13 protein-coding genes are annotated in these 14,098 nt (G+C 44.9%); 5 read left to right on the top strand and 8 right to left on the bottom strand.

Annotated features, from left to right (window positions below; all coding sequences use genetic code 11):
- Positions 1-79: 79 nt before the first annotated feature.
- Complete coding sequence (locus DYB02_RS24735; protein WP_029804416.1) at positions 80-2,536, bottom strand: ABC transporter permease; 2,457 nt, start codon at positions 2,534-2,536, stop codon at positions 80-82.
- Positions 2,536-3,228, bottom strand: a complete 693-nt coding sequence (locus DYB02_RS24730; RefSeq protein WP_025442747.1) for an ABC transporter ATP-binding protein — start codon at positions 3,226-3,228, stop codon at positions 2,536-2,538. Before DYB02_RS24730 ends, DYB02_RS24735 begins: the two co-directional genes overlap by 1 nt.
- Here DYB02_RS24730 and DYB02_RS24725 point away from each other — a divergent pair.
- The 4 genes from DYB02_RS24725 (at position 3,227) to DYB02_RS24710 (ending at position 8,938) form a co-directional block, all read left to right on the top strand.
- Positions 3,227-3,829, top strand: a complete 603-nt coding sequence (locus DYB02_RS24725; protein ID WP_005455373.1) for an arylesterase — start codon at positions 3,227-3,229, stop codon at positions 3,827-3,829. The genes DYB02_RS24730 and DYB02_RS24725 overlap by 2 nt on opposite strands.
- Positions 3,830-3,912: 83 nt before the next feature.
- On the top strand, positions 3,913-5,112 hold the full coding sequence (gene fabV / locus DYB02_RS24720; protein WP_029806628.1) for an enoyl-ACP reductase FabV: 1,200 nt from the start codon (positions 3,913-3,915) through the stop codon (positions 5,110-5,112).
- A gap of 188 nt (positions 5,113-5,300) precedes the next feature.
- Positions 5,301-7,211: a sensor domain-containing phosphodiesterase gene (locus tag DYB02_RS24715; protein ID WP_005498840.1), complete on the top strand. Its 1,911-nt coding sequence runs from the start codon at positions 5,301-5,303 to the stop codon at positions 7,209-7,211.
- A gap of 71 nt (positions 7,212-7,282) precedes the next feature.
- A complete protein-coding gene (locus DYB02_RS24710) occupies positions 7,283-8,938 on the top strand; it encodes an ABC-ATPase domain-containing protein (RefSeq protein WP_029804961.1) in 1,656 nt (551 codons plus the stop codon).
- A gap of 124 nt (positions 8,939-9,062) precedes the next feature.
- Here the strand turns inward: DYB02_RS24710 and DYB02_RS24705 are convergent, their stop codons facing one another.
- A complete protein-coding gene (locus tag DYB02_RS24705; RefSeq protein ID WP_029804959.1) occupies positions 9,063-9,683 on the bottom strand; it encodes a DNA-J related domain-containing protein in 621 nt (206 codons plus the stop codon).
- A 132-nt stretch (positions 9,684-9,815) separates the two neighbouring features.
- A complete protein-coding gene (locus DYB02_RS24700) occupies positions 9,816-10,655 on the bottom strand; it encodes an isopenicillin N synthase family dioxygenase (protein WP_005455357.1) in 840 nt (279 codons plus the stop codon).
- Between the two features lie 275 nt (positions 10,656-10,930).
- Here DYB02_RS24700 and DYB02_RS24695 point away from each other — a divergent pair, with 275 nt between their 5' ends.
- On the top strand, positions 10,931-11,527 hold the full coding sequence (locus DYB02_RS24695) for a DUF2238 domain-containing protein (RefSeq protein ID WP_029862148.1): 597 nt from the start codon (positions 10,931-10,933) through the stop codon (positions 11,525-11,527).
- Here DYB02_RS24695 and cutA read toward each other — a convergent pair.
- From cutA to DYB02_RS24675, 4 genes are all read right to left on the bottom strand, one after another.
- Positions 11,489-11,821, bottom strand: coding sequence for a divalent-cation tolerance protein CutA (gene cutA, locus DYB02_RS24690; RefSeq protein WP_005455382.1), 333 nt, complete (start codon positions 11,819-11,821; stop codon positions 11,489-11,491). The genes DYB02_RS24695 and cutA overlap by 39 nt on opposite strands.
- 8 nt (positions 11,822-11,829) lie before the next feature.
- Complete coding sequence (locus tag DYB02_RS24685; RefSeq protein ID WP_005479768.1) at positions 11,830-12,081, bottom strand: hypothetical protein; 252 nt, start codon at positions 12,079-12,081, stop codon at positions 11,830-11,832.
- On the bottom strand, positions 12,065-13,771 hold the full coding sequence (locus DYB02_RS24680) for an SgrR family transcriptional regulator (protein ID WP_024701251.1): 1,707 nt from the start codon (positions 13,769-13,771) through the stop codon (positions 12,065-12,067). The genes DYB02_RS24685 and DYB02_RS24680 overlap by 17 nt, the downstream gene beginning before the upstream one ends.
- Positions 13,772-13,850: 79 nt before the next feature.
- Complete coding sequence (locus DYB02_RS24675; protein WP_029804953.1) at positions 13,851-14,084, bottom strand: DUF3389 domain-containing protein; 234 nt, start codon at positions 14,082-14,084, stop codon at positions 13,851-13,853.
- Between the last annotated feature and the right edge of the window lie 14 nt (positions 14,085-14,098).

The raw sequence follows: 14,098 nt of genomic DNA, 5'->3' as shown, positions 1-14,098 counted from the left end.
AAAAGTTATCCACCGTTTTTGTGGATAACTAAAATAAAAATGTCATGGAGTGAGTCCGCGTTAGTTATATAAATGGGTATTAAGTGTTTACTGGCGTTAGCAATCTTTTCAACAAACTCATTACAACAAGTGCCAGTGTAACGAAAGTGGCTAACGGTAAAGCTATCCACAATTCAGGGTGAATTTGAGCATTGAGGTCAAACCCATACTTCATCACTGCTGCTACACAGGCTTCGGCAGCCGTAACGGCGACAGAACTTGCGACAAGCGCCATAATTCCGTATTCCGCCCACAAGGTTGTATTAATCCGTTTTTTGCTTGAGCCGAGCGTACGATACAGACGGATTTCTTGCTGACGTTGAGACAAGCTCAAGCGCAATAATGTAAAAATGAGCAATAGCCCTGCAACTACGCCTAACAAAGCAAGAATAGTGATCGCAGAAACGATTTGTTGTATTAGTGCCTGTATTTTCTCTCCCATAGTTCGGATGTCTAACACAGAAACTGTTGGGTGCGCTCTCGACATTGATGTAAGCAGCGATTCGTTTCCTTCATTGATTCGGTAGCTAATTAAATATGAACCCGGAACATTTGCCATCACATCAGAAGAAAAGATGAAATAGAAGTTAGGCTTCATATCTCGCCACTCAACATGACGAATGGTATCCACCGTCGCATCAAAGTTTTGGCTGTTGATAACAAACCTTAATTCGTCTCCAAGTTGAATACCCAAATCGCGCGCGACATCTGCCTCAACAGAAACACTGTTTGCGTTCGTCCATTTTCCTGAAAGAACGTCATTATATTCTGGTAACTGATCACCCCATGTTAAGTTAAGCTCTCGACGGATTGCGTCAGAGCCTTCCCCTTCATATTCAACGTCTTTAACGTTTTGGCCATTAATCTCTGTGAGTCGTCCTCGAATAATTGGAAATGCTTGTGACCGCGTCACTCCATTTTTATCCAGTGTTTCTAGGTAGTTAGCCAGTTCATGATCGGCAATGTTTAATGCGAATACATTAGGCGCATCCGCAGGCAAAGTCCGTTCCCAATCTGCGAGGATATCGCTACGGACAAGCCAAATAATGGAAAGGAGCATCAAAGAAAGCGACAGCGCACCAAACTGCAGACCGCTGGTTATAGGCGTGCGGTTGATCCGGCTCAGTGCCAACTTCATCGCTGGTTTGGTGGCAAAGCGGGAGAATAACTTCGTCAATGCGATGCTTAATCCGGCCAACACGACAAATAGTGCTGCAATACCCGCAAGTACAATCCAGACCAAAGTGTTGTTTGCGTACAACGCGAGCAATGGAAGCACAGGGACAAGAACGAGCAGCAGTCGCTTCCAAGATCGTTGCGCTGTGCCCTGCTGTAAAACCTCAAGTGCTGGTGTCTTAATTAAGCCAAGTAGCGGGATACCAAGCGCCGGAACGGTGATGAGAATGGCAGAAACCACAGCGACAATAAACGGAGTGACGCCGTAACTCGGTAATGGGTTTGGCAAGAGATCTTTCAGAGGAATACGTAACAAATATTCCAAGCCGCTACCCAGAATGAGTCCGACAATGCTGGCGGTTACCAATAGAATGGCAACTTGAATCAATAACCACTTTTCTATCCAACGTCTGCTCGCGCCAAGGCTTTTCAACATTGCGATGGTTTGAGTTCGGCTATTCACGTAGTTTTGGCAAGTAAGAACCAACGTTGTCGCGGCCATAATTATGACGATAGCTACGGTCAATGATAAATACTGTGTAGTGCGATCAAAAACTTCATTGCTGCGACTCGCGGTATCTTGAGTACGCCAGCGATCACTTGGTGACAGAACTGTCTTATCTTGGAGTTGCTTTAGCGCCGCATTGTCAGCTTTTAGAAACAGTCGATACTGCACTCGACTGCCGACTTGTATCGCGCCTGTTTTTTCTACGTCGCTTTGGTGAATATACGCAGCAGGCATTTGTTGGAATGGATTGAAACTTAAACCCGGCTCCATCAGCACGGCACCTGAAACGGTGAAATCTGCATCACCAATGGTGACATTGTCACCTTTGTTAACTTCTAATTGAGCCATAATGCGTTCGTCTAACCAAAGCTGGTTAGGCTTCACGCGACCTGACTCATTCCCATCTAAAACCAACTCTCCCATTAAAGGATAACTTTCATCGACACCTCGTACAGAAATAAGCTGCATTCCGTTATCGCTAAAAGCCATGGTCGAAAATCGGGTCATAACGGAGCGCTCAAGTTGCTCTGTCGATTTTAATAGCGAGTCAGATAATGGGTTTGCGGAAACGAACACCGCATCCGCTGTTAATGCATCCTTGCCCTGCTTGACAATCACTTGCTCCATACGAGATGCAAGTGCAGACAATGCAAAAATACTCGCGATGACCAACACCAGAGCGACGCTGATCGGCCAAAGGTTTCCTTGCCTAATTTCGCCCAAACTCCAACGCACCAAACTTTTATTCGGAGAGTGTTGCTTCAATCCACGTTGATCTGAAGATGTTACTTCACTTGAAGATACTGCTGACATTACATCTCCTCCTTAAGCTCACCCGCCTCCATACGATAAATTCTGTCGCATCGGCTTGCTAAGTTCACATCATGAGTGACCAATATTAATGTCGTACCGTGCTGGCTATTGAGATCGAACAACAGCTCGATGACTTTATCCGCGGTTTGGTGATCAAGGTTCCCTGTCGGTTCATCAGCAAACAGCAATTCTGGCTGAGTCATAAATGCCCTGGCCAACGCAACGCGTTGTTGTTCACCACCAGAAAGTTGACTTGGTAAGTGGTCGAGTCGCTTTTCCAATCCTACAGCGGTCAACAATTCTGTCGCTCGTGCTTCATCTTCGGCTTCTCCGCGTAAAAGACACGGTAAGGTCACATTGCGAAGTGCACTCAAACTTGGGATAAGTAGAAAGCTTTGAAAGACAAATCCTAGAGAATCGGCTCGGATTTTCGCACGAGCTTCGTCATCTAGCTTCGAAAGTTCATGTCCTAGAAGCGTGATTTCTCCGGAGGTTGGTGTGTCGAGCCCCGCCAACAATGTCATTAGCGTGGATTTGCCTGCACCAGATGTGCCGACAATTGCGATGGTCTCGCCCTTTCTGATGTCAACATTTACATCTTTAAGGATTGTTAATTGTTCTTGATTAGTAGAGACTTGTTTAGAAACCAAATTCGCTTGAACAATAGGTGCTTTGAGTACAGGTGTTTGCATGATTCGTTTACTTTCCTTAGTTCTCTTTTTTTGTCTTTCCGCCGCATCGCAAGCAAGCGAAAAGCTTCTTGTTCTTGGTGATAGCTTGAGTGCTGGCTATCAAATGCCGATTGAGAAGAGTTGGCCTAGCTTACTCCCTGACGCGCTGCTCGAACACGGGCAAGATGTAACAGTTATTAATGGCAGCATCTCCGGAGACACTACTGGCAACGGTTTGGCTCGCCTCCCGCAACTGCTTGACCAACATACACCCGACTTAGTTCTTATCGAGTTGGGCGCCAATGATGGGTTGCGTGGCTTCCCTCCAAAAGTTATTACGTCGAATCTGTCGAAAATGATTAGCATGATCAAAGATTCTGGTGCCAATGTGGTCATGATGCAAATTCGTGTCCCACCTAACTACGGCAAGCGCTACAGCGACATGTTTTACGACATCTATCCTAAATTGGCTGAGCATCAACAAGTTCAGTTAATGCCGTTCTTCTTAGAGCATGTGATCACCAAGCCAGAGTGGATGATGGATGATGGCTTACATCCGAAACCTGAAGCTCAACCTTGGATTGCGGAATTCGTTGCTCAAGAATTGGTTAAACATCTCTAATTTTGATGGTCTAGCTCAATAAGTTTTACCTAACTTTACGTTAATCTAACCAGAATTCCACTCACCGAGGTTAGATCACAACAATGCGAATAGAACCGTTAATTCAAGGTGTTGTTGCTCGCTCTGCACATCCACACGGTTGCCATGCATCCATAAAAGAGCAAATTGAATACGTAAAAAAAGCCCCGCAGATCAAAAGCGGCCCTAAACGAGTTTTAATTATTGGTGCTTCCTCCGGTTTTGGGTTAGCAGCACGTATTGCCCTAACGTTTGGCGGCGCTGAAGCAGACACCATTGGCGTCTCGTTTGAACGAGGTCCATCTGAGAAAGGGGTTGGCAGCGCAGGCTGGTACAACAACATCTTTTTCAAACAAGAAGCAACACATGCAGGACGCACTGCAATCAATATTGTTGGTGATGCATTCTCTGACTCTGTCCGTAATGAAGTTATCGAAGCGATCGAAACCTACTTTGAAGGTGAAGTCGATTTGGTGATTTACAGCCTTGCAGCGGGCGTTCGTCCAAAACCTCATTCAGATACGTTCTGGCGCAGTGTGATTAAGCCTATTGGTGAGTCGGTTACTGGCGCTTCCATCTTACTTGAAAATGATCAATGGGTTGAAACCACGCTCGAGCCCGCCACCGAAGAGGAAGCAGAAGCGACCATTAAGGTCATGGGGGGGGAAGATTGGGAAAGCTGGATTGATACTCTCATCAACACGGAATCCGTTGCTCGAGGTTGCAAAACCATTGCATTCTCATACATGGGCCCAGAAGTTACTCACCCAATCTATCTCGATGGTACTTTAGGCCGAGCCAAAATTGATTTGCACCAAACCAGCCATGCATTGAATCTGAAACTGGCTAACTTCGACGGTGGTGCTTACGCCACGGTGTGTAAAGCGCTGGTAACGAAAGCCAGTGTTTTCATCCCTGCTCTGAGCCCTTACCTTTTAGCTCTATACCGAGTAATGAAAGAGAAAGGCACGCATGAACGCTGCATCGAACAAATGCAACGTCTGTTCACGACGAAGCTTTACGATCAGCCTAAAGTTCCTGTTGATGGCGAGCGATTGATTCGAATTGATGATTTAGAACTGGATCCGCAAACGCAGGCTGAAGTGAGTCATTTATTAGAACAAATGAATGCGGAGAACTTTAAAGAGATTGGTGATTACCAAGGCTTTAAAGACGAGTTCATGAAACTCAACGGCTTTAACTTTGACGATGTAGACTACTCGCAAGACATTTCGTTAGAAACCTTGGCGTCACTTAAGCCATAAGTTCGTCAAATTTGTTTCATATTTGAGATGGCTTCCAACAATTTAGGGTCCTGAAAGGTTTTCAGGACTTTTTTTTGTTTCGTCTGTGGGCGACCCTATACTTAAGTAAAACGACTAATGTTATAACAATTACTACTGCATAAATCTTCGATTCACAGGATGTGAAACTACCGGAAAGGAAGGCCTCTATGGGGAGATTTCAAACACTAGATTATGAGATTCCTGAATCCATGCAGCGAAGCTGGCAGGATATCGTCAATCTCCTCGCACAGATTGCAGACGTGCCAACCACGCTTATCATGCGAGTGCATCAAAACCACATCGAAGTAAACACCTCAAGCGACACTCAAGGTAATCCATATAAAGCTGGTGACAAAGAAGATCTTGGACATGGTTTGTACTGTGAACATGTCATTGAAACCAAAAGCCAACTGGTTGTTCCCGATGCCCTTGCCGATGAAAAATGGTCGAATAATCCGGACATCAAACTTGGTATGCTCTCCTATTGTGGTTTGCCGTTGTTTTGGCCAAATGGCGAAACGTTTGGAACCATTTGTATGTTGGACTCTAAAGCCAATGAGTACAGCGAAACTTACCGGCAATTGCTCAATACGTTCAAGGACTCAATAGAAGCTCAACTTGCTGTTGTCTACCAACAATACAAACTGTTGAGACTTAACAGCGAACTTAAAAATCGCGTAGAAAACCGAACCACTGACCTCGCCCAACTCAGCTTTTCACTCACTCAAGAAATTGACCGCCGCAAAGCCGCAGAAAGACAAGTTAACTACCAGAAAACCCATGACCAAGGTACCGGATTTCTTAATCGCGCCGCACTGGAAGCGGTGGTTGAAGATACGCTTCAATCCCTAGAACACGGGCATCAGTCTTTAATTGTTATAAATGTGGGCTTTAGTAATGCGCGTAGCATACAAACTCGATACGGCTTTGAAGCGTTTGATGAGATCCTCAAAGAATTTCGTAAGCGCCTTGGGACGAACGATTCAAACTACTTCATTACTGGCCGCCCAAGTTCAAACGACTTAGTGCTTTTGTTATGGGGAGAAGATGCTGATTCGAAACTGCATAATCTGCTCGATAAAATCACCAATATCAGCGTGGGGAACTTCTACATCAACGACACAGAGGTGCATTTGCACTCCTACGTTGGCGTAGTTCAGGCTCATCGTTCGAGCAGTGCTAAACAGCTTCTACAAAATGCTTGTTACGCGATGTTGCTATGTAAAGAGTCGGGTGAAGCTTACAGTTACTTCTGTGAGAGCCACACGCATGAGTTGAACAACCATAATCAGCTCGAAAGTTATCTGCTCCAAGCGGTACGTAATGACGATTTGATGTTGTATTTCCAACCGAAAGTGAACCCTCATACGCACAAATGGATAGGTGCAGAAGCACTATTACGCTGGCGTCACCCCGTTTTAGGTGATGTATCTAACGAAGCGCTCATCCACATGGCTGAGCAAAATGGGCTCATATTTGAAGTTGGCTCATTTGTTTTGCGTACTGCTATCGACAAAGCCAAACAGTGGTCTGAGTTATTCGATAATTTCAAAGTTGCGGTAAATGTCTCTCCTATTCAACTGCAAAACGTGAATTTTGCCGAGCAAGTTGAACACCTTCTCGAAGCGTTTCACCTTCCGGCACGTTTTCTTGAGTTAGAAGTGACAGAAAGTGCGTTAATTGCTGATGAAGTGGTCGCACGAACAACCCTTAAAAAATTGAATAAACTTGGCGTGACATTGTCACTTGATGATTTTGGTACGGGCTACGCCTCTTTCAGTTATTTGAAGAAGTACCCTTTTGATGCCATCAAAATCGACAAGAGTTTTGTTCAGCAAATGGAAAAATCCGACGATGACCGCGCAATCATCTGTTCCATCATCCATATTGCGAAAAAACTTGAGCTGCAAGTGGTCATTGAAGGAATTGAATCGCCACAACAAGAGCAGTTTTTGATTGGCGAAGGATGCGATATCGGACAAGGCTTTTTGTACGGAAAACCGATGCCTTGTAACGAGTTCGAACAAAGTTTGTTTAATCAGCGTCAAATTGGTGGCCAATACGCCTATTCTTCCTAAGCTCTCCTTTACTCTCCTTGCGGTGGTTTCTATAATCGCCGCCCGCTTCTAATTAAAAGGCCAATATCTTCATGGATCAGTTAACTGCCACGCTTAAGAAAATTGAAAAGCAGAACTACCGTGCTTACCAACAAATCAAAGGTCAGTATGACTTCACTGATTTCACGTTGTTTATCGATCATGTTCAAGGCGACCCGTATGCTTCTGCGTCACGTTTTCGTGCGACTCGTGCTTGGTCACTAACTGGTCTTGAGTGGTTAAAAGACGAGTCTCCGGCGTTCCAACGCGCGGCTCGCGACTTTATTGCTCGTAGCTTTGAGCAATTTGCTAAACAAGAAAATACCGTATCAATCGCTTTAAATGGTCAAACGGTTTTAGACAGCACAGCGGTGCTATTCACAGAAGAAGGGATTGAACTGCGTTTTCGTGTCAACCTACCCGCTGAAGGCCGTTCTGTGCTTGGTAAAAAGGCGAACAACATCCTAACGTTTCATCTGCCTAAGTTTATTCGACGCGCGACGCTTGAGCGTGAGTTGGATAAAGAAGCAATGGTGAAGCACTGTCAAGTCGTAGAAGATCAAAGCGCACTAAGAGAACAATTAGAAGCACACAATCTTGTTGCGTTTGTTGCGAATGGTAGCGTTCTACCACGTATTGCGGGTAACTGTGATTTGCCGATGAAAGAAGCAGTGGAGTTTACGGCTCCTGAGTCTTTGCAGGTGACTCTGCATGCACCAAACAAAGGTTACGTGACTGGACTTGGCATTCCCCAAGGCATCACTTTGATTGTCGGCGGTGGTTTTCATGGTAAGTCGACATTGCTGAACGCCATTGAACGTTCTATTTACGATCACATTCCTGGCGATGGTCGCGAGTACATCGTAACAGATCAGAAAGCGATGAAGATTCGTGCAGAAGATGGCCGTTGTGTGCATCACTTAAATCTGTCGAACTACATCAACCATTTGCCAATGGGTAAAGATACTGCAGATTTCTCAACGCAAGATGCATCAGGTTCAACATCGCAAGCGGCTTGGTTACAAGAATCTATCGAAGCCGGTGCGACATCACTGCTGATCGACGAAGACACATCTGCAACTAACTTTATGATTCGTGATGAGCGTATGCAGGCACTTGTGGCAAAAGGCGATGAGCCAATCACACCGCTGGTTGACCGTATCGGTCAATTACGTGATGAACTGGATATCTCTACTATCATCGTTATGGGTGGCTCTGGTGATTACCTAGATGTGGCGAATACCGTTATTCAGATGCATGACTACCAAGCGGTCGACGTGACTGAAAAAGCAAAACAAGTGATTGCGCAGCACCCTACTCAGCGCCATAACGAATCAGAAGAGAGCTTACAAACTTTCCGACCACGCGCACTAAACCGCGTGGCTCTTATGAATATATTGACTGACGGTAAATTCCGCGTAAGTGCAAAAGGCAAAGACTCACTGCGTTTTGGTAAAGAATTTACTGACCTTAGTGCGCTAGAGCAGATTGAGTCTGCTGACGAAGTGAACGCCATTGGTTGGTTGTGGTTCCAGCTTGCACAACTGCCTGGTTGGTGTAACAACCCAGCAAAAGAAATTGAAGAGATGTTATCGGGCGAATGGCACGCATCATTGCCTAAACAAGGTGACCTTGCTAAACCACGTACTTTGGATGTAATGGCTGCACTTAACCGTATGCGTAAGTCACAGTTCAAACCTTCACACTAAGTACTTTGTATTTGACGTATCACGACTTATCCAAGTCTGGCTCGTCTAAAACACAAAGGCAGCGATAATCGCTGCCTTTTTTATTTTCAGCCCTAAACCACCTACTTCAGTAGATGGTTACTTACTATTTATTTCGAAGCACGTTCCATGCTTCGCACAACACTCTGAATCTTTCGGCATCGCCATTTTCTCTATCAGGATGCCAGCGTAACGCCAGTTTTCGCCATTGTCGGCGGATTTCAGTACGAGATGCATCACCCGCTAGGTCAAAGAGTTTAAGCGCTTTCGCTTTATCGATGTTATGCTCCGAGGCGCCGCCTACAAAGCGTTGATAACGAGTCCAAAACTCATTGAGTAATCGACGAACTTCATCTTCGTTCGCTTCATAATGGCTCCAATCCAAATAGTATTGTCGCAAAGGATCGTTTGGATCGACGCTGTTTCTACTCGCTTCTAATGCTGACATCAACATGATATCCATCGCTTCTACTTGCAACCAACTGTCCGGAAAGAGCGTCTCTTGCAGTTGATACAGCGCATTCATTATCAGAAAGTTTCTTTTGAATAAGTCTTTATCTGGCAAGGGGTCAAGCTGGTTAATGTAACCGCGTTCACTGAGCTTGCTGGCCAAGGTGTGTACTTTCCAACCAGACGGTTGCTTTTTGAGAATCTCAAGCATTGGCCAAAGCAATGGGTTTTCTATTTCACTCTGACTGCTATCGCATACGCCATATTGATCTTCCATGCGCCCTCGTTTGATTTATAAGCGATTAAAATTAAGCACGTTTCAAAGCTCAACGTCATTACTTTTGTACCATAAACGAAAAAAGGCCGATAGCGAAAAACCATCGGCCTTTGGAATCAGGATCGCGTTTGATTAAATAACGCCTAGCTCACGTAATCGTTCCATCAAGTAGCTGTGTGCTGTGTAACGCTCAGAAAGTACTGTATCTGGTTTTGGGTGCAAGAAAAGCGGTAGTGAAATGCGAGATTTTTCTTGGCGAGCACCTGTTGGGTTGATAACTCGGTGCGTCGTTGACGGGAAGTAACCACCTGACGCTTCTTGTAGCATGTCACCGATGTTAATGATCAAGTTACCAAAATCACATGGAACATCGATCCACTCGCCATCTTTGCTCATAACTTGCAGACCAGGCTCGTTCGCCGCTGGCAGTACAGTCAGTAGGTTGATGTCTTCATGAGCGGCTGCGCGAATTGCACCTGGCTCTTCTTCGCCTGTCATTGGTGGGTAATGAAGAACGCGAAGCAACGTTTTGTCGCTGTTATTGATCATTTCTGACAGCGCGATAGAGAACTTCTCTTGTACGTCTTTTGGTGCGTACTCTTCTACCCAACCTAGCAGTTCTTGTGCAAAAGCGTTTGCGCGCTCGTAGTACTCAAGAATCTCTGCTTTCAACTGTTCTGGGATTTGTCCCCAAGGGTAAACATGAAAGTACTCTTTGATGTCTTTTACTTTGTGGCCTTTCGCAACTTCAGAAACCGAAGGTGGGAAATAACCATCTTGCGTTTCTACATTAAATTGGAAATCATTTTTTTCTTCTGAGCAGAAAAACTCGTGCCAGTTTTTGTAAATGGACTCAACCAACTCTTGAGGGATTGGGTGATTCTTTAATACGCCAAATCCTGTTTCGCGTAGTGATGCTACGAACTGTTGAGCAGCGTCGTCAGCAAGATAATCGACAGTTTCCAGTTTCATGACTTTACTTCTTTTTTATTAGACTGAGTCACGGATTCTATGGATGGGCATGTTGTAAATCAAACTTTAATGAAATGTGCACGCGCAAACGTTTTAATGTTGAGCAGTTCGCTAATAATTCAACATGTTTAGTTAATAATTAACCAATGAAAATAAATAATTGCACACCGTTCAATTAAGTGTAATCATTGTTAACGCATTACAAACAGAGATATAAACGGTTTAACTCGATGTTTGTACGCTCTAAAAAATCAATTGAAGGATCAACTAACCCTATGAAAAGCACTTCTACACTATTGGGATTGACGATTTTTTACGCCATCGTTTTTTTATTTTCAGCATTAGAACCTAGCTCGCGTGCTGTCTGGTTTGCTGAAATCATTCCGGCGATTGGTATTCTCATTGCTATTTGGGCGATTTCGATTCGCTACCAGTTCAGCAACACCGCTTACCTTTTGATGTTTATTTGGTTGTGGCTACACACCATTGGCGCGAAATACACCTTCGCTGAAGTGCCGTTTGATTGGTTCAATAACCTAATTGGATCAGAGAGAAACAATTTTGATCGCGTGGCCCACTTTGCGATTGGTTTATATGCCTACCCGATCGCTGAGTATTTGATTCACAACAAAAAATTCAACCCAACTTTTTCATGCTGGTTTGCGTTGTTTGCCATTATGTCTTTGGCTGCAGGTTACGAAATCATTGAGTGGTGGTATGCCGAACTGGCTGGTGGCGATGAAGGCATTGCCTTCCTAGGCTCCCAAGGAGACATTTGGGATGCCCAGAAAGACATGTTGTGTGATACGACGGGTGCCATACTGTCGTTGTTTTTAATGTCGGCTCAACGTCGATTCGCGAAGCCATTCTAAATACGGATTAAAACCATCCACAATAGGAACCTGTACGATTTGAGCAACCTCATATTCGTGCAGGTTTTCAATTTTTTCTTCCACTAACTCGTAAAGCTCACGTCGTGTTTTGATGATCAATAACCATTCGTGATCAGTACAAACTTCCCCTTTCCAAACATAATGGCTCTCAATTGGCATCGTCTGAATACACGCCGCTAATTGAGCTTCTAATAAACCTTTGATGATTTCATCGCGATTTTTTTCATTATTGGTGGTACTTAACACCATGCAGCAATCGTTTTGTTGGCTCATTATTTTTCCTACTTCATTGTCACTTTTCCGCCAATCATCTTAAACGCAGGCGTACCTCTGACTAACGTATCTCGTGCAAACTCTTGCCCGCAGCTAGGGCAAAAACAAGGGGTTTGAGTGTAATCTTCTACAATACGTTCTTTAAAGCACTTCACCAAGGCCCCCTTTCCGCCCTTGCGATATTTATATAGCTGCGCTTTGCATTTCGCACAATAAATTTCGACAGTTTTACTCGGTTGCTTTTTATTCGGCTTGGCCATTATCTTCTATCTCTGGCTTGACCCACACATTGCTGAAATCGAACCACCCCAGCGCATTACATTTTGCGTTTTGAAGCGCACCGCTGTGGTCTTTGTTTACCCCTAGCCAGCAATGGAACATTGGAATAACCTGACAGCTTTTCACTAACTGCCTTCCTAATTCGCGAGCAGGAAAGTCGGCATGAATGCCTGCACGCCATTGATCGACTAATGTCGCCCATTCTGAAAAATCGTAACCCGCGCTGAATTTTTCGATGTCGCTGTAATCAAGTAGCCAACCCGCTAAGGCATCGTTGCGATTGGTCGCAATACCCATTGCTTTTACCCAAACGTCGACTTCTTCTGGGTTTGGCGGCTGCGTATCGTAGCGAATAAACTCGACATCGACACTGTGCGGTTTGAGCAAATGTTTAATTGCTTTGGCAATGACAGGAAACATCGGATGTTTTTTCTGATAAGCGACGGTAATCGATTTACCTTGTTGCGGGACTTCACCCACTGATGTCGGCCTTAAGTCAATCCACCCCGGTTTTAAACCAAATGCTTGCAGTACACCCAGTTCAATCACTTTATCTTGGGGAACGTGCGCGTAGATTTGATGGCTATTTAGTGTTTGGCTTAAAAATTCGGCCCAACGTGGGTCTTTTGCGATCCCGGTGTTTTTGTTAAGCAGCAAGAAGGTACAGCCCGGATCGAGTTCCACTTCATCGGTCGACGCTTGTTTGTTCATTTGTGGCTTGGACAGGCTTGGATACACCATTGATGAGTAGGCTTCATCAATCACCCACACTTCAACTTGGTCCAGCAGTGGACGAAACCCAAAATAACCATCGAAAGCAGTAAGGATAAGGCGTTTGTCGTCGTTCACTTTCACTTGGAACGGACCTGTGCCAATAGGCTTACGGTCAAAATCCTCAGAGCGAAGCGCTTGTGGCAATAAGACTTTGGCTTGAGACTCGCTCAATGCTAACGGTAAATAGCGATCTGGACGAACAAGCTTAATATCAACGGTCCAAGGCTGTGGTGACGAAACTTGCTGAATGTGAGAGAACAAATTCAATCCACTCAAGGCAAGAATGCTCTCTACAACACAATCTGTCGTGAGTGGTTCGCCATTATGGAAGCGTACGCCACGACGCAAATAGAAACGCCAATGAGTGTCAGAAAGCGCCTCCCACGTATGTGCGAGATCCGGTTGAAGCTGTTCGCTTTCATCAAGACGCGTTAAACCGCTAAAAACTTGTCGCGCGATGTGTTGTTCCGAGCGACGCATCGGCTTTTGCGGGTTCAGCATGGCTAACGGTCGGTAATAAGGTAATCTCACGACTTGCTCGCCTTGTCGATGCTGTAATCCCAAATAACCTTGAATCACCTGGGTTAAACGTGCGGCGTCATTGTCTAACGCATCGAGCGCCTGTCCAATCTTTCCTTCGTCTAGATAGCGTCTCGCTAAGTTTTCGCTTACGTCACTACGATTGCGTTTAAAGATCAGTTTGGATAGTTTTCCTCGGCCAGCAGCCGGGTGCCATTCTATCCACCCTTCTTCTTCGAGCTTATTGAGAACGATACGCGCATTTCGTCGCGTACAAAACAGAGCGTCGGTAATGTCTTCTAGCTGAACTTCTGTGTCGTTACCGGCAAATTTTTCAAAGAGTGTTTCGAACTGAACACGTAAACGAGGGCTACTCATAAAGAGGAAATACTTGTCTTGATGTCAATAAGTCAAGTTTCCTCATTTTTATGAAAAAGTGCAAATATGAAGGGGTAAATTATTGAATATCGATACCAATTTCTTGTGCGAGTTGGATAAGTTGTTCCTCATTATCCAATTTTATTGACCATTTGCATTCGGCCCCATGGGCTAACACCACATTTGCGCCACGACCAAGAAGTTGAAGTGCATCGGTTTGTGCTTGCAATGTGACCATTGCCTTACCCGTTAGTTTGATGACGATTTCACGCTGCGTCGCGATAATTTTACCTAATGAAAACTCGATAACCATGTTCTGCCTTTGGG

Origin of the sequence: Vibrio parahaemolyticus, assembly GCF_900460535.1 — a bacterium.
GTDB classification, from domain to species: domain Bacteria; phylum Pseudomonadota; class Gammaproteobacteria; order Enterobacterales; family Vibrionaceae; genus Vibrio; species Vibrio parahaemolyticus.
This window is presented reverse-complemented; position numbering and strand designations above follow the sequence as displayed.